General features: G+C 36.3%; 15 protein-coding genes and 1 rRNA gene. 12 read left to right on the top strand and 4 right to left on the bottom strand.

Annotation, left to right across the window (positions count from 1 at the left end; all coding sequences use genetic code 11):
• Nucleotides 1–44: 44 nt before the first annotated feature.
• The 4 genes from ACQKNI_RS20770 to ACQKNI_RS20755 all read left to right on the top strand — a co-directional run bounded on the left by ACQKNI_RS20770 (nt 45) and on the right by ACQKNI_RS20755 (nt 3,394).
• Nucleotides 45–326, top strand: coding sequence for a gamma-type small acid-soluble spore protein (locus tag ACQKNI_RS20770; protein ID WP_088231703.1), 282 nt, complete (start codon nt 45–47; stop codon nt 324–326).
• A gap of 169 nt (nt 327–495) precedes the next feature.
• On the top strand, nt 496–756 hold the full coding sequence (locus ACQKNI_RS20765; protein ID WP_000997587.1) for a YgaB family protein: 261 nt from the start codon (nt 496–498) through the stop codon (nt 754–756).
• A gap of 292 nt (nt 757–1,048) precedes the next feature.
• Nucleotides 1,049–1,579, top strand: a complete 531-nt coding sequence (gene ntdP / locus ACQKNI_RS20760; RefSeq protein ID WP_000506628.1) for a nucleoside tri-diphosphate phosphatase — start codon at nt 1,049–1,051, stop codon at nt 1,577–1,579.
• 54 nt (nt 1,580–1,633) lie between these two features.
• Nucleotides 1,634–3,394, top strand: a complete 1,761-nt coding sequence (locus tag ACQKNI_RS20755) for an ABC transporter ATP-binding protein (protein WP_088231702.1) — start codon at nt 1,634–1,636, stop codon at nt 3,392–3,394.
• Between the two features lie 14 nt (nt 3,395–3,408).
• On the opposite strand, the gene ACQKNI_RS20750 is transcribed toward ACQKNI_RS20755, so the two are convergent.
• The 3 genes from ACQKNI_RS20750 to hemL all read right to left on the bottom strand — a co-directional run bounded on the left by ACQKNI_RS20750 (nt 3,409) and on the right by hemL (nt 10,696).
• Nucleotides 3,409–4,497: an aromatic acid exporter family protein gene (locus ACQKNI_RS20750; protein ID WP_088231701.1), complete on the bottom strand. Its 1,089-nt coding sequence runs from the start codon at nt 4,495–4,497 to the stop codon at nt 3,409–3,411.
• 258 nt (nt 4,498–4,755) lie between these two features.
• Nucleotides 4,756–9,192: a glutamate synthase-related protein gene (locus ACQKNI_RS20745; RefSeq protein ID WP_098841153.1), complete on the bottom strand. Its 4,437-nt coding sequence runs from the start codon at nt 9,190–9,192 to the stop codon at nt 4,756–4,758.
• Between the two features lie 199 nt (nt 9,193–9,391).
• Nucleotides 9,392–10,696 carry a glutamate-1-semialdehyde-2,1-aminomutase gene (gene hemL / locus ACQKNI_RS20740; protein ID WP_098252949.1) on the bottom strand — a complete coding sequence of 435 codons (1,305 nt, stop codon included), beginning with the start codon at nt 10,694–10,696 and terminating at the stop codon, nt 9,392–9,394.
• Nucleotides 10,697–10,817: 121 nt separating this feature from the next.
• On the opposite strand from hemL, the gene ACQKNI_RS20735 reads away from it, so the two are divergent.
• The 7 genes from ACQKNI_RS20735 to ACQKNI_RS20705 all read left to right on the top strand — a co-directional run bounded on the left by ACQKNI_RS20735 (nt 10,818) and on the right by ACQKNI_RS20705 (nt 15,697).
• On the top strand, nt 10,818–11,831 hold the full coding sequence (locus ACQKNI_RS20735) for an ABC transporter ATP-binding protein (RefSeq protein ID WP_088231698.1): 1,014 nt from the start codon (nt 10,818–10,820) through the stop codon (nt 11,829–11,831).
• Nucleotides 11,824–12,615 carry an ABC transporter permease gene (locus tag ACQKNI_RS20730; protein ID WP_088231697.1) on the top strand — a complete coding sequence of 264 codons (792 nt, stop codon included), beginning with the start codon at nt 11,824–11,826 and terminating at the stop codon, nt 12,613–12,615. Before ACQKNI_RS20735 ends, ACQKNI_RS20730 begins: the two co-directional genes overlap by 8 nt.
• Before the next feature lie 4 nt (nt 12,616–12,619).
• Complete coding sequence (locus tag ACQKNI_RS20725) at nt 12,620–13,405, top strand: ABC transporter permease (protein WP_088231696.1); 786 nt, start codon at nt 12,620–12,622, stop codon at nt 13,403–13,405.
• 72 nt (nt 13,406–13,477) lie between these two features.
• Nucleotides 13,478–13,882: a potassium channel family protein gene (locus tag ACQKNI_RS20720; protein WP_088231695.1), complete on the top strand. Its 405-nt coding sequence runs from the start codon at nt 13,478–13,480 to the stop codon at nt 13,880–13,882.
• A gap of 43 nt (nt 13,883–13,925) precedes the next feature.
• Nucleotides 13,926–14,381, top strand: a complete 456-nt coding sequence (bcp, locus tag ACQKNI_RS20715; RefSeq protein ID WP_088231857.1) for a thioredoxin-dependent thiol peroxidase — start codon at nt 13,926–13,928, stop codon at nt 14,379–14,381.
• Between the two features lie 298 nt (nt 14,382–14,679).
• Nucleotides 14,680–15,108 carry a peroxide-responsive transcriptional repressor PerR gene (perR, locus tag ACQKNI_RS20710; protein WP_000237831.1) on the top strand — a complete coding sequence of 143 codons (429 nt, stop codon included), beginning with the start codon at nt 14,680–14,682 and terminating at the stop codon, nt 15,106–15,108.
• Nucleotides 15,109–15,277: 169 nt separating this feature from the next.
• A complete protein-coding gene (locus tag ACQKNI_RS20705; RefSeq protein ID WP_098252951.1) occupies nt 15,278–15,697 on the top strand; it encodes a GNAT family N-acetyltransferase in 420 nt (139 codons plus the stop codon).
• 192 nt (nt 15,698–15,889) lie between these two features.
• Here the strand turns inward: ACQKNI_RS20705 and ACQKNI_RS20700 are convergent, their stop codons facing one another.
• Nucleotides 15,890–16,246 carry a YgzB family protein gene (locus tag ACQKNI_RS20700; RefSeq protein WP_088231693.1) on the bottom strand — a complete coding sequence of 119 codons (357 nt, stop codon included), beginning with the start codon at nt 16,244–16,246 and terminating at the stop codon, nt 15,890–15,892.
• A 401-nt stretch (nt 16,247–16,647) separates the two neighbouring features.
• Between ACQKNI_RS20700 and ACQKNI_RS20695 the strand changes: the two genes are divergently transcribed.
• Nucleotides 16,648–16,718 (top strand): 16S ribosomal RNA (locus ACQKNI_RS20695); the annotation flags it as partial.

Here is a 16,718-nt window from a genome sequence, read left to right as displayed (position 1 = left end):
TTCTAAGTGAATTGGTTACATTATTGATTGTGGAGGTGAGAAAGATGAGTAAAAAACAACAAGGTTATAATAAAGCAACTTCTGGTGCAAGCATTCAAAGTACAAATGCTAGCTATGGTACAGAATTTGCAACTGAAACAAATGTACAAGCAGTAAAACAAGCAAACGCACAATCAGCTGCAAAGAAAGCACAAGCTTCTGGTGCTCAAGCTGCGAATGCTAGTTATGGTACTGAGTTTGCAACTGAAACAGATGTGCATGCTGTGCAAAAACAAAATGCGAAAGCAGCTGCAAAAAAATCACAATCTTCTAGTTCAAATCAGTAACGAAAGAAAAACACTTCTCTAATTCGAGAGAAGTGTTTTCTTTGTGAGTGGGTCATTGTAATGAAAAGAACGTGAACGACATAACTTCTAATAAGTCAACAAATGTAGTCAAAGGAGAAATAAGTTCACGATTAGAAATATGTAATAGGAATTTAAAAGGGGGTAAGTAATGAACGATTTTGATAAGTTGGTGGGAGAACAGTTGGAAACGATGGATGAGCTGTTAAAATTGCAATCACATTTAGAGAAATATCAGCAAATCGAAATGAGTGAAAAGGATACGTGCGATAAAAAAGACTTACATTTTATTCGCCAAGAAATATATAGAACAGAGGTAGCATTAAAGCTATTACATGAAAAATTCGAAAAGCAAACGAATAGTGTGATTAAATCTTTTGAAACTGAAAAAATGATTTCAAATTTAGGATAAGATATACTGTTGCCTTCAGATGAAAGGTCCTTCTTTACATGGAAATAAGGAAGGGCTTTTTCTATTATCATGATGGGTGAGTTCCAATAATCATTGAGGGGGAGCTCGCTTTAATTAAAGCTTAACTTTATGAGTAATGCAGCGGAAGTCCATACCTCTTAAGAGGATTGGTGTATTCATTTTAAAAGTAAAGCTTTGTCACTTTAGTTTTAAAATTTCGACAAAAAAGTTATAATAGAAAAAAAGTGAATGCAGTTCAAAGGGCATTTGCAGTTGAAAGAAGGGAGCATATATGGGATTTCCCAAAGAAGGAGAAAAAGTACAAATACATAGTTATAAACATAACGGCTCCATTCATAGAATGTGGGAAGAGACAACGATTTTAAAAGGGACACAGAGTCTTGTGATTGGAGCGAATGATCGTACAGTAGTGACAGAATCAGATGGCCGAACATGGATTACTCGTGAACCTGCGATTTGTTATTTTCATGCCAATTATTGGTTTAATGTGATTGGGATGCTAAGGGAAGAGGGAGTATACTATTATTGCAATTTAAGCTCACCTTTTGCATATGATTCTGAAGCGTTAAAGTACATTGATTATGATTTAGATATTAAAGTGTATCCAGATATGACATATACGCTTTTAGATGAAGATGAGTATGAAAAGCATAGTCAAATTATGCAGTATCCACCTGTTATTGATACCATTTTAAAACGAAATGTGGCACAATTAACGCAATGGATTCATCAAAGGAAAGGTCCATTCGCACCGGATTTCGTAGATATGTGGTATGAGAGATATTTAATGTACAGAAATTAAAACAAACCTGCAGGGAATTTCCCGGCAGGTTTGTCCTATTAGAGGGGGGATTATGTGCAAGGAATAAAAAGATATTTACAATTTGTTAAACCATATAGGTGGCTTATTGCTGTTACGATTGTTATCGGTCTAGTTAAATTCGGTATCCCGCTTATCATGCCGTGGTTATTAAAGTATATTATCGATGATGTAATTCAAGGCGGAGGGTCACTTCAAGACAAAACGTCCCAATTAATAACAGCAATTGGGATTGCCTTTTTTATTTTTGCAGTATTAAGACCGCCGATTGAATATTATCGCCAATATTTCGCGCAGCGTATTGCGAATACAATATTATATGATTTACGGAAACATATTTTTGGTCACTTACAAAAGTTGAGTTTACGCTATTATTCGAATACAAAAACAGGAGAGATAATTTCACGTGTCATTCATGATGTAGAACAAACAAAGGATTTTGTAATTACTGGTTTGATGAATGTTTGGTTAGATACTGCGACAATTGCTATTGCCGTTATCGTAATGTTTTCTATGAATATAAAATTAACATTTGTTGCGCTATTAATTTTACCTATTTATGTAGTTGCAGTGAAATATTTTTTTGGACGTCTTCGAAAATTGACGAAAGAGCGTTCGCAAGCATTAGCAACGATGCAAGGATATTTACATGAACGTATTCAAGGGATGCAAGTGACACGTAGTTTTGCCTTAGAAGAGTATGAGGGCAAGCAGTTTGAAAAAAGAAACAATGAATTTTTAACGAAAGCACTAACGCATACAAGTTGGACGGCAAGGACATTTTCAGCAGTGAATACGTTAACGGATTTAGGACCGTTACTTGTAATTGGTTTTGCGGCATATGAAGTAATTCAAGGCTCGTTAACACTAGGGACTATGGTTGCCTTTGTCGGATATATGGACAGTTTATATAGTCCGCTCCGCCGTCTTGTTAATTCATCTACAACATTAACGCAGTCTTTCGCATCAATGGATCGAGTTTTTGAGCTGTTAGATGAAAAGTACGATATTGTTAATGTACCAAGTGCGGTACAAACGAAAAAATTAAATGGGGAAGTTATATTTGATAATGTTTCTTTTCGTTACAATTCAGATGAAAAGGAGATATTACATAATCTTTCGCTAACTATGTCGCCAGGAGAGAAGGTAGCGCTTGTTGGAGCGAGTGGAGGAGGAAAGTCGTCTCTCGCTAGTTTAATCCCACGTTTCTATGATGTGTCTGCAGGCGCAGTTTATATAGATGGGATAGATGTAAGAAAGTATGATATGAGGAATTTACGTAGTCATATTGGAATTGTACTGCAAGATAATTTGCTATTTAGTGATACAATTGGAGCAAATATTTTATATGGAAATCCGAAAGCTACAGAGGCAGAAGTGATCGCCGCTGCCAAAGCTGCGCAAATTCATGACTTTATTATAGAGTTACCAGATGGTTATGGTACTGTCGTTGGAGAACGTGGTGTGAAGTTATCGGGCGGACAAAGGCAACGTGTAGCAATTGCGCGAGTGTTTCTAAAGAATCCATCGTTACTTATATTAGATGAAGCGACTTCCGCTTTAGATTTAGAAAACGAACGATATATTCAGCAGGCGCTTCAGACGTTAGCGGCTGATCGGACGACGATTATAATCGCACATCGATTGGCGACGATTACGCATGTGGATACAATTATTTACATTGAAGACGGTGAAATTAAAGAAACAGGTTCTCATGAAGAGTTAATGAAAAAAAGGGGATTTTATTACAATTTATATCAACTTCAACATATAACAGAAACAGCTCCCTTAGCGTAAAAGGAGCTGTTTTTTTATTCGTCTTCTTTTTTATCGTCGATTTGAAGTTCTGTTTCTGGTTTATGGTATGTGTAGAAGCTATCCACAAGTAAATCTAAATGCTCTACTTCTTCACTATAGTTAATAATTGCAGAAATAAGAGGGAAGAGATGTAGCCATGTTTTATATGCTTCTTCATCATCCTTGTTTTGATAATCCATAAAGATATCAATTAATTCTTGTTTACCCGTTTCAACTTCATCCAGCATTTCAACGGATTGTTGTTTCTTTGCTTTACCAATAAATTTTAATAAAACTTGTTCATGATAATGCGTTAATGAGTCAAGTTCGTTTTGAATAGATTCTTGAAATTCTTCTGGCATATAGCGCAGTTCATTTTCAGTACGATGTAATGACTTTAAAGTACTTAAAGCACGACTTGTTGTCGCTAACATTTGCCTGAATAAAACGAGCTTACGAATTTTTGCGAACTTTACTTTTTTCGTGTAGCTTCTTTCTTCTTTATACAGCAAATAGTAATGGTTTAGTTTGATCATTTTTTCTTTCATACGATCAATATCAGTTTTTAACGTTGTAAAGTCAGAAGCTTGCCTGCTATTCATTCGAATCCATTTCACAATTTCTTCTGTATTATCAACGATACGATGATAAAGTTTTGTTTCGTATTTTGGCGGCATAAATACTAAATTTACAAGTGAAGCCGCAATAATTCCGATCATAATCGTCGCGAAGCGAAGTAAGGCGAAACTAAAGAAATCTTCACCTTGATACTCCATAATGGCGATAACTGTTACTAAAGCGATTGATATTGTGTTTTCTAATCGTAATTGTAATGTAAGAGCAATTACTAATATACATGTTAATCCAATAATAAAAGGATTATGTCCAAAAGCAGTAGCAAATACGATAGCGAATACCGCACCAATGACGTTTGCTTGAATTTGTTCAAGAGCAGTTAAATACGAACGGTATACAGACGGTTGAACAGCGAAGATAGCTGAGATTCCCGCAAATACCGGACTCGGTAAGTGAAGTAAAATACAAGCAAATAAAGCTAATGTGATGGCAATACCCGTTTTTAAAATGCGAGCACCAAGTTTCATACCCTAAATAAGATCCTTTCTCTTGTCATAATGAATGTACAACATGATACTATACATTCATTACAATATGTTAGCAAGTGATATTTTAGTGACGTTAAAAGAAATTAAGATTCATTTTATAATTTTTCCTAATTCTTTTTAAACATCAATTTTTAGTAAAAAAACCTGCTGAATTTCAGCAGGTTTCAAATTGTTACTATAGATTACTATGAGAAGTGTACTTCGTCAATTTTTTATTGAAAGTGAAAAGGGTGTATATCACTCTGTTGAGATAGACGGATCAGCCTGTTCTTTTTTCGGGATAATTTCAAAAAACTGATGCTGAATATCATCTAATAATGGTGTTAATAAAGCAACTTCTTCGTATTGCTCGTGCTCGTTTAGTACACGAATATAGTCTAGCAATAATTCATTCACATCTTGCACACCATGTTTACTAATTGCTTGTAATGTAACATTAGCCCCTTTTGCGATTCTTCTTTTTAAGGTCTGTTCTGTTAAACCTAAGTTTGAATCATGACGTAAATAAACAACACCGCCAGTCATACCAGCACAAATCCACGGACCAGGGTCTCCTAAAACAAGTGCTCGCCCATTTGTCATATATTCAAAAGCAAAACCTTTAATATTCGAATATACTCCAATGTTTCCTTGTTCTTTTTCACGGAGTGGTTTTGTCATTCTGCCGCCAATAATCATATCTGCTCCAGAAAGGCGAATACCAGCGCGAGCGTCGGCGTTACCTTGCACATAAAGTGCCCCTTTTTGTGCGCCATATCCAAATCCTTTTCCGACAGAACCGTTATAATATACGCCATCTTTTCCTTTTGCTTTCGTGATATAAATACCACCGCCAAAGGACGTTTTGCCAATGCCATCTTGCGCACCGCCATTTACGTGTATAAATAAGTTCTCGCTATTGTAAGCACCTAATCCATTTCCTGGAATGGAGCCATTTGTATACTTTAATGTAAGTGGTTCAAGTTGAGTAGCTTCATATAGTTTACTACGAACGCGATAACAAGATTCTAGACCACCCATAACGCGTTGTTCTACGCCAACGCCTACTAATTCTTTTGAGTGAAGAGAATGGACTGTTTCAAATTGTTTTTCCGGTACGGCTTCTGTTTTTGTAACAGATGGATATTCTATCGTTTGCAGTAAATTACATAGGTCTAATAAATCTTTGCCACGAGCTTGCTTTAATAAATCGGAACGCCCGACAATTTCTTGTAAATTTGTATAACCAAGCTGCCCTGTTAAACGTTTTAGTTCTACGCCAAAAGTGGTGAATAAATGTATTAAACCAGTAACTGCACCTTCTAATTCCCTTGGGACGAAACGGCGTAGCCCATGTTCTTTCGCTTGCGCTTCAGATTCAATTTGTGTTGCAATTCCAACATGACAAGTATCTAAATGACATCCGCGGCAAGTTGTACAGCCAATTGCAATCATTGATAATGTGCCAAACCCAATACGGTTTGCTCCAAGGAGCATAATTTTCAAGGCATCACTTACACTTCGAATACCACCATCTGCCCAAATTTCTACTTTATGTCTCATCCCTGCTTCTAGTAGAGCGTTGTGAGCAGCTTTCACACCAATTTCTACTGGAAGACCTACATGTTGCAATGCATGAATACGCGCAGCACCTGTTCCGCCATCAAACCCGCTAATGTTAATGAAATCAGCACCAGCTTTTGCGATGCCAACAGCAATTGTTCCGATGTTAGGAACGACAGGAACTTTTACGGCTACTTTTGCAAGTTGATTAGCCGTTTTAATTTCGGTAATCATTTGAGCTAAGTCTTCAATTGAATAAATATCATGGTTGTTAGAAGGTGAAATTAAATCTGATCCAATTGTAGCATTACGTGCTTCGGCGATTTTGGCTGTTACTTTTGAACCAGGCAAATGTCCACCTTCACCAGGCTTTGCTCCTTGACCAATTTTTATTTCAATTAAATTTGATGAATTTAGTAGTTCGGCGTTTACTCCAAATCGGCCAGATGCAACTTGTTGTCCGCGTGTATGTGGGTATTTACCGATCATATCTTTAATTTCGCCGCCTTCACCGTTCAAACTAATCATATTTAGTTGATCGGCAGCTTCTGCATACGCACGAAAGGCAATTTCATTTTGAGAACCAAATGACATGGAACTAATAATAAATGGTAGATCATGATTTTGGATTCTAATGGATACGTCTTCAGTTGGAACGATATGTTCTGCTTGTTTCGTTTGAACAAGGTGTCTGATTGCGATTGGATTATTGTTTTCTAATTCACTTAACTTTTCGCGGTAATCATCATAAGGATTTCCCTTTGCAACATCGCCAATGGCTTTCCAAATCCGCGGGAATATGTGAAATGATTTTCGCATTCTAACTTTCGGATTGTTATAATCATCTGCGCGCATTCTTGCATCTTCAGCAAGTGATTCAAGTGAAAAAGCTAAATCATTTGAACCGAGGAAATTTGTAATTTGTAATATATTTGCGATTTCCTCATGTAACCCAATAGATGAATAGAGACGTCCGTAACCACGTAACTCATGAATTCCGATTGTTGAAATGACTTTCTCTAGTCCTTTATTAAGGGCCGTATACAAATTCATAATTGGTGTTTTTGTTCCATCATTTACGGTTGCGAACAATAAATATGGATTAATACTGTCTGCTCCTAATCCGTATAGCGTGACGATGTCATGTAGGGAGCGCAGGGCACCAGAACGTATAACGAGAGAGCAGTTGCGGCGCAATTTATTTTCACTTAATGCTTGATGTACTTTCGCGGTAACTAAATGCGGATCAATCCACAATTGTTCATTTAGATGGGCTTTCGCGTCATCTAATACTAGTAGAGAAGCGCCGTTGTTAACGGCAGCTATCGCTTCAGAACTAATACGGTTTAATGCGCATTGCAAAGTTTCTGGCGAGCTGAATGTAGCAGAGATTGTAGTGATAGAGCTATGAGTCATGAATAGCTCTGTAAGTTGTTCGTACGTAATTGTGTGTAAATCTTCTGCAATGGATTGTGCCACGCTTCCTTCTAAAATAATGGGGGAAAGCATCTCAACTACAAATGGCTGTTTCACACCGCTTAATAAACTTGGGCGTTCTCCAAGTACAGTACGTGTGGAGAAGTGTTCAATTTCACGGTCACGGTCAATTGCTGGGTTTGTAACGACAGCTACGCTTTCTTTAATAAAGTCAGCAATATTTCGTCTATCCGTATCAAGTGCGGCAAGTGGTGAATCGTGCCCCAGTGAGCGAATTGGCTCAACGCCTTTTGTTGCCATCTGTTCAAGGAGTTGGATATGTTCTCGATCCCATCCAAAAGCAACGTATTGTTTCGTTTCAACTTGAACAGAATCACATAATCCCTGGATTTTTTTCGTTTCAGGAGTAGATAAGTTTAAATGATAATCGGTAGTATTAACTCGCTTTTTAAAACGGTTATATACTTGAGTTTGGTATTTGTCATATTCATAAAGAACAAGTTCATCTTGTTCATTCCATTTTAATCCGATTTTTTCTCCAGGAGCGAGTGGTTTTGGTTCTGCTACATATTCAGTTGGTGATACAACTCCAGGCTCAGAAGAGAAAATATAAGAGCTCTCTGTCTCCACTTTCCATACCGGTCGTAGGCCAAGGGAATCAACGCTGAAAACAGCTTCATCTTTAAAACGAGAAATGATGCCAGCTGGTCCTTGTGCAAAATGTCCCCAAGCTTCACGTATATACGTATATAAATCTTGTAAATGTGTTTCATAAAGTTTAATTTCATTAATAATTGGTGGAAATAGTATTTCCATTGCTTCAAATAAACTGTAGTCGTATTGAACAAGTAGAGTTTCTAAGGTGCGGTTTAAATCTTGGGAGTCACTGCCCCCAGCGGTAAGTGGTACATCAATCATTTCAGCTTGATCGCGTAATTTTGCAATTGTGTTAATTTCACCATTATGTCCGAGAATGCTAAATGGTTGTACACGAAAAAAATTAGATAATGTATTAGTAGAATAGCGGTTATGTCCTAATGTCATAGTTGAAGCGACAAGTGGGTGTTGTAAATCATTGTAATAGGCAACAAGTGTATCGCCAGCACCTAGAACTTTATATACAACGTGATCACGACTTAATGAAGCAACATGAATCGCTTCGTTTTCCTCTATTTTTATTGTGACAGAAAATAATGTTTGCTCAATATTGGCAACTTCATTTTCGGCGATCAGGGCAACTTGCCAAAATAAAGGTTCTTCTTGTTTACCAAGTGGACCGAGTGCATCGGAGTTTATTACATCGTCACTTTCGAAAAGGATTGCAAAGTTTTCGTTGTTTAGTTGTGTGCGAATATGATTTTTTAAATTAACTATATTTGCGTTTTTATTTAGAAAAAAATGTCCAACGATAAAGTGGGGATGATCCACGATCGTTGGATTATATCCGCTACTTTTTAGTTTTTCATTCCAAAGAGCTTTTGGTACATCAATGTGAATACCGATGCCATCGCCTTCTCCATTAATGAAACCAGCTCTATGATTCATTTTGACGAGTGATCGTATGCAAAGATCAATGTTTTCTTTTGTAGGAATTTTTCGTTTCTCCATAACGGAAACGATTCCACACGCATCATGTTCTGCATTTCTATAATCTCGAAATAAAGACGGTGTCCATGTATTTTTTTTATTGAGCATCCGTCAATCCCCCCTCTTATGAAAGTTTGAATAATCTTACTATTTCAGGCGTGAGCAGCCTTGTATACAAGGATAGTAAGGATGTAAAAGGAAAACAAAACAGATAATTATGAATAATTATACTATTAATAAGGAATTTATGAAATAGAAAAAAGGAAAAAAGAAAGATGTGCTTTCTTTTTTCCTTTTAATGATGGGGTTATTTATTGTTTGCTAATGCAGCAAATGCTCTGCCAACAGCTTCAATTGTATATTCAATATCTTCTTTTGTATGTTCTGTCGTTAAGAACCATGCTTCATATTTAGAAGGGGCTAAGTTAATTCCTTCTTGAAGCATAAGTTTGAAGAATCTACCGAACATTTCACCATCTGTATCTTGTGCTGCATCGTAATCTTCGATTGTATTTGTTGTGAAGTATACAGTTAAAGCACCTTTTAGACGGTTTAATGTAATATCGATATTATGTTTAGTCGCTTGCTCTAAAATTCCTTTTTCAAGCATTGCACCAAGTTCATCTAATTTTTCGTATAAGCCTTCTTGTTGAAGAACTTCTAGACAAGCGATACCTGATGCCATAGAGGCAGGGTTTCCAGCCATTGTACCAGCTTGGTATGCAGGTCCAAGCGGGGCAACTTGTTCCATAATTTCTTTCTTACCTCCGTAAGCGCCAATTGGAAGTCCGCCGCCGATAACTTTACCAAGGGCTGTTAAGTCTGGTGTCACACCAAGTAAGTCTTGAGCACCACCATACATAAAGCGGAAAGCAGTAATAACTTCATCATAAATTACTAGTGCACCAGCTTCGTGAACGAGTTCATTTACTTTTTCAAGGAATCCTGGTTTCGGCTCTACAATACCGAAGTTTCCAACGATCGGTTCTACAAGGATAGCTGCTACTTCGTGTCCCCATTTATCTAATGCCTCTTTTAAAGTGTCTACATTATTAAATGGAACCGTAATAACTTCTTGAGCGATACTTTGTGGTACGCCAGCTGAGTCAGGAGTCCCTAGAGTTGAAGGACCAGATCCAGCTGCTACAAGTACTAAATCAGAGTGTCCGTGGTAACAACCTGCAAATTTCATAATTTTTGTGCGGCCTGTGTAAGCACGAGCGACACGAATTGTTGTCATTACTGCTTCAGTACCAGAGTTTACGAAGCGGACTTTATCTAAAGCGGGCATTGCTTCTTTTAACATTTTTGCAAATTTTACTTCTAGTGCTGTTGGTGTTCCGTAAAGTACCCCGTTTTCAGCAGCTGTTGTAATTGCTTTTGTAATGTGCGGGTGAGCATGTCCAGTAATAATAGGACCGTATGCTGCTAAATAATCGATATATTTATTTCCGTCTACATCCCAGAAATAAGCACCTTTTCCGCGTTCCATAGCAACAGGAGCGCCGCCGCCAACTGCTTTAAAAGAGCGAGAAGGACTATTAACACCGCCAACGATATGTTCTAAAGCTTCTTTATGTAATGCTTCTGACTTTGTGAATTTCACTACCATTCATCTCCTTACAAAAATCTATGTATTATTCTAACATGTTTTTCGAAAAGACGTATTGTTTGTGATAGCGCAGGCAGTTGGGTAAACTATTCGTTGTGACATTTAGGAAGGGGGTCCGATTATGAAATCGGTAATTGAGGTACAAGGGTTACGTAAAGAGTTTACAGCCTATTCAAGTCGTCCGGGCTTAAAGGGTGCATTTCGCGATTTATTAAATCGTAATTATAAAATAGTACCAGCAGTAAATGATGTGTCTTTTACTGTAAAGCAAGGTGAAATGGTTGGTTATATCGGTGAGAATGGTGCTGGTAAATCAACAACAATTAAAATGCTTACGGGGATTTTGACTCCGACATCAGGGCAAATCACAGTAAATGGAATGAATCCACATAAACAAAGAGAAGAATTTGTAAGAACAATTGGTGTTGTCTTTGGTCAACGCTCGCAGCTTTGGTGGGACATTGCGGTACAAGAATCGTTTCGTTTACTAAAAAAAGTGTACGGTGTATCGGACGCTCAGTATAAGGAACATATGGAGCACGTAATTGAAACGTTAGATATTGGTCCTTTATTAGATAAGCCGGTTCGAAAGTTATCACTTGGTCAAAGAATGCGTTGTGAATTAGCAGCGGCATTAATTCATAATCCACCGTTATTATTTTTAGATGAGCCAACAATTGGACTAGATGTTCTTGTGAAATTGAAAATACGTGAATTTTTAAAAGAGATGAATGAACGTTATAAAACAACAATTTTATTAACAACTCATGATATTACGGATATTGAAGCTTTATGTGAGCGCGTTATCATGCTTGATGAAGGGAACATTATGTATGACGGTTCTTTAAATGATCTTCGCACGCAGTGGGGAGCAGAGAAAGAAATACATTTCCAATTTGTTGCCCCGGTTTCATATCAGGAATTATCAATGGTTATGCCTGATAGCCATGTCGTTTGGTCAAAAGCGAAAGAAGAAAATGCGTGGATTGCAAAAATACCAAATGAAGAAGTTATTATTTCAATGCTTATTGCTAAAGTAGTACAAGCCTTTCAAATTAAAGATTTAAAAATTAATGAAGTGTCTACAGAGGAAATTATTCGTAACATTTATGAAGAAGGTATTAGGCATGGGTAAGTATATTGAAATGATTCGAATTCGCTTTTTAATGATGCTTGCCTACCGTACAAATTATTATAGCGGGATTTTAATTTATACAATTAATATCGGTGCATATTATTTTTTGTGGCAAGCAATTTATAGCGGAAAAGAGAATATTGAAAGTTTATCTATTTCGCAAATGACTACGTATATCGCAATCGCGTGGATGGCACGTGCTTTTTATTTTAATAATATAGATAGAGAAATTGCGATGGAAATTCAAGAAGGCCGTGTGGCTGTGGAATTAATTCGTCCTTATAACTATTTAGGTATGAAAGTTATGCAAGGTCTTGGCGAGGGGATATTCCGTTTTGCATTCTTTTCCATTCCGGGCATGGTTATCGTTACGTTATTGTTTTCGTTGCAAATTACAACGAATTTTCAAACGTGGTTATATTTCTTCTTATCTTTAATATTTAGTTTTATTATTAATACACAAATTAATTTAATGACGGGAATGCTTACGTTCTTCCTATTTAATAATAGTGGAATCATGTATGCAAAACGCGTTGTGATTGATTTATTTTCAGGTCTATTATTACCAATTAGTTTTTATCCGTTATGGGCCCAAAAAGCAATGATGTTTTTACCGTTTCAAGCCATTAGTTATATTCCGAGTATGATTTTTTCAGAAGGTATACAGGGAAGTGAGTTGTATGAGGCGTTAGTATTTCAAGTAGTTTGGGCAATCGTACTTATTATTCCAATTGTACTCATGTGGAGAACGGCGCGAAAACGTCTAATTGTACAAGGGGGATGATGGGATGCTATATATAAAATTATTTTTACAATATGCAAGTCAATATATAAAAACGAAATTGGAATATAGGGGCGATTTTATCGTTGGATTACTTTCTGATTTATCACTCCAAGCGGTTAATTTAATCTTTATTTTAGTTGTATTTGGGCATACACAAGCGTTAAAAGGATGGAGCAGAGAAGAGGTAATCTTTATTTATGGTTTCTTTTTAGTACCGTTTGCCATTTTTTCAGCCTTCTTTAATATATGGGATTTTAATGATCGATACATTATTAAAGGGGAGATGGATCGTGTGTTAACAAGACCAATTCATAGCTTATTTCAAATTATATTAGAAAGAATGGAACTTGAATCTTTAATTGGAGCCGTTACAGGAATTATTGTAATGGCATATGCAGCAATGGAGTTACAGTTATCTTTTTACTGGTATGATTTCTTCTTATTTTTACTGATGGTAGGCGGAGGAGCGCTTGTATACGGCGGGATATTTGTTACACTTGCGAGTCTTGGTTTTTGGTCGGATGCAAAAAGTTCCATTATGCCGCTTATGTATAACATAGGGAATTATGGGCGCTATCCTGTTGATATTTATAATCGTGTTATTCGTTTTATTTTAACGTTTGTTTTACCGTTTGCGTTTGTTGGAGTATATCCAGCAGCATACTTTTTAAGAAAAACAGAGTGGAATAGCTATGCATTTGCAACACCACTCGTTGGTGTGATCTGTTTTACGATTGCAATCACTCTTTGGAATCAAGGGGTAAAAAGGTACCGTGGTGCTGGGAATTAATTATAGAAGCTTGTTCGTTTCTATGGGATAAATCAGCCGCCTATCTCATACATATAAAATGAGGTGGAGGACATGTTATGGGGATTTATTCTATTAATTGCAGCAATAGCTATTTTAAGAAGTGTCCAATTATTATGGAGTTCATATTCGGATTCAACGCGTTTTTTTTCGCTGTATAATTTAGCCTCGTTATTTTTGATTTATACAACAGTACTAATTGCGTTTGGGTTAAGTTATGTTGTATTAGAGGAAATGGGTTTTACAGTTTTGAAAGAAGATGGAGAAAGATTGACTGCTCACTCTTTTCAGCTTGTTGAAATCTGTTTATATTTTAGTGCAGTCACTTTATTGTCCGTTGGATATGGTGATATAGCTCCGATTGGAATAGGGAGATGGATTGCAATCGGAGAAGCACTAATTGGATATACACTGCCGTTTGCTTTTGTGATGAGGTCAGTAATAGACAATGAAAAATAAGGTAGCATTTGTTATAGTAAGGGAAAGAGAAGGAGTGATAACAATGATTACAGTAGGAGAAATGGCACCGGAATTTACACTAGAGGGAAGTAACGGAGAACAAGTTCGCTTAGCTGACTTTCGTGGGAAAAATGTAGTTCTTTATTTTTATCCGAAAGATATGACTCCAGGATGTACAACTGAAGCATGTGATTTTCGCGATGCTTATGGAGTATTTCAAGAGAAGGATACGGTTATTCTTGGAGTAAGTCCAGATTCAGCGAACAGACATCTGAAATTCATTGAGAAGCATGAACTTCCATTTGTACTTTTAGTAGATGAAGATCATAAACTAGCTGAATTGTATGATGTTTGGAAATTGAAAAAAAACTTCGGGAAAGAATATATGGGAATTGAACGTTCTACATTCCTTATTAATCAAGATGGTGAGCTTGTAAAAGAGTGGCGTAAAGTGAAAGTAAAAGGACATATTGAGGACGTTCTTTCTTATATAAAATAAGTATGTAGTGAAGATAAAATATATAGAAGTAAGGCAAGTGTCTATACATATTTATCCATTTTACATAAAGTGAAGTGTAGGGCATACCTCCTCAGATGATAGTATTCCAAGTGCGATTATGTCGCACTTTTTTCTATGCAAAATGTATAAAAAATAGGGAAAGATACATAAGAATAAGGCTATATACAAAAATAAACCACATACTTATAGTAGAAATATTGACGATTTATAAGAAAAGGAGTACACTATTTATAAGAATTATAAAATAATAATCCGTATAGAATCGGGGTGCATGACGGTGGTCAAAGAAGAATTAAAAGAAGCGCTAGAAATGCTGAAAAATACGGGTGTACGCATTACTCCACAGCGTCATGCTATTTTAGAGTACCTTGTGGAATCTATGACGCACCCAACAGCGGATGACATTTATAAAGCATTAGAAGGTAAGTTTCCAAATATGAGTGTTGCAACTGTTTATAATAACCTACGTGTGTTTAAAGAAGTTGGGCTTGTAAAGGAATTAACTTATGGAGACGCTTCAAGTAGATTTGATTATGTTACAAGTCAACATTATCATGTAATTTGCGAAAAGTGTGGTAAGATTGTTGATTTTCCTTATGGGGGCTTGGAACAGCTTGAAGAGGAAGCTGCGAAAACGACAGGCTTCGTTATTAATAGTCATCGCTTAGAAATTTATGGCGTTTGTCCAGAGTGTCATAAGGCGTAATATATAATAAAGAAAGAGGCTGACGGCTTTACGTCGACCTCTTTCTTTATTATATAAGAGTAGCGCCAGGCTAATACGGGTTTACAGCACTTAAGTTAGTAAGAGGGTTATATAAAAATGTGTCGAATTTACTTTATATTGGTGAAAATGAAGTCTTGGAGGACACGTTTTGAAGAGATATGAGATTAAAAATAACATTCCAACATTGGAAGAATACAAATATTTATGTGACGCTGTGGGGTGGACTAATTATATGAATTTTGAAGTGGTGGAAACATCACTTCAAAACTCTATTTACTGCATCACAGTCAATGATAATAATCGAATTATCGGTATGGGGAGAATTGTTGGTGATGGGGCTATCTATTTCTATATTCAAGATATAGTAGTGCATCCAGATTATCAAAGGAATGGTATTGGAAAGAAAATAATGAATGCTTTAGTTGAATACTTAAATCGGAATGCTCCCGATAAAGCATTTATTGGTTTGTTTGCATCACAAGGTAAAACGTCATTCTACGAAAAGTATGATTTTAAAAATTATGCGCCTAACATGACAGGGATGTTTACTGTCATTTCGAAAGAATAGACATAATGGGTTTTAAGAGAAGACAGTAAGCGATAGAAAGGTCAATACCCTTCTGTTAATTTTCTCCTCAATAAGCTAGCGGGAGCTTTAATACGAACGATAAAAAGGGTTGATTTCTTAACAAAGAAATCAACCTTTTTTAATGAGTTGAAACTTCTGTAGTGTTGTAAACTCGTACGTTCCTTGATATACCTATGATTTATAGCTTTTCTTATTATACTTCTCATCAAATTCTTTTCCTTCTAGATTTCGATCCATTGTTAAAGGTTGATTGCAGTGCATACATGCATCGACACGACCGAGCATTTTCGTTGGTTTATCGCAGCTTGGACAAATAATTTGTACAGTCTTCGTAGATAACATACCAATCCAGAAGTAAACGACAGTACTAGCGATAACAGCTAAAAAGCCAACCATCATAAATGTTGTCATAATAATAATGCTGTCACGGAAAAAGACTCCTAAGTATGCAATGAAGAGGCCGATAAATACTAAACTTAATGCAAAGGTCCGGATTTTATTGATTTTGTTTGAATACTTAATACTCATTCTCACCAACTCCTATAACAATAATATAACATAAAATTTAGAATTTTCACTTATGTGTAGGCGTGATAAAGAGATAAGATATGAATAAGAGGGAGATCGATAAAGAAATGAATGGAAGATATAAAGATTTTTAAAATATGTTTTGAAGCTTTTAACGGGATGTGAAATTTTTTTGTGAAAAGTATTGACCCTGTATGTACTGCATGATATATTAATAACCGTCGCCGATGCGGAAACGCAGAAAACGACAAAAAAGAAATTGAAAAACTTAGTTGACATCGAAAAACGAAGATGTTAACATAAGGAAGTCGCAAATGAGCGACCAAGTAGTTCTTTGAAAACTGAACGAAACAAACAACGTGAAACGTCAATTTTTATTTTAGATGCTAGACAAACTAACTTTATTGGAGAGTTTGATCCTGGCTCAGGATGAACGCTGGCGGCGTGCCTAATACATGCAAGTCGAGCGAAT

The sequence above is a fragment of the Bacillus sp. NPDC094064 genome (assembly GCF_050279585.1).
Lineage (GTDB): Bacteria > Bacillota > Bacilli > Bacillales > Bacillaceae_G > Bacillus_A.
This window is presented reverse-complemented; position numbering and strand designations above follow the sequence as displayed.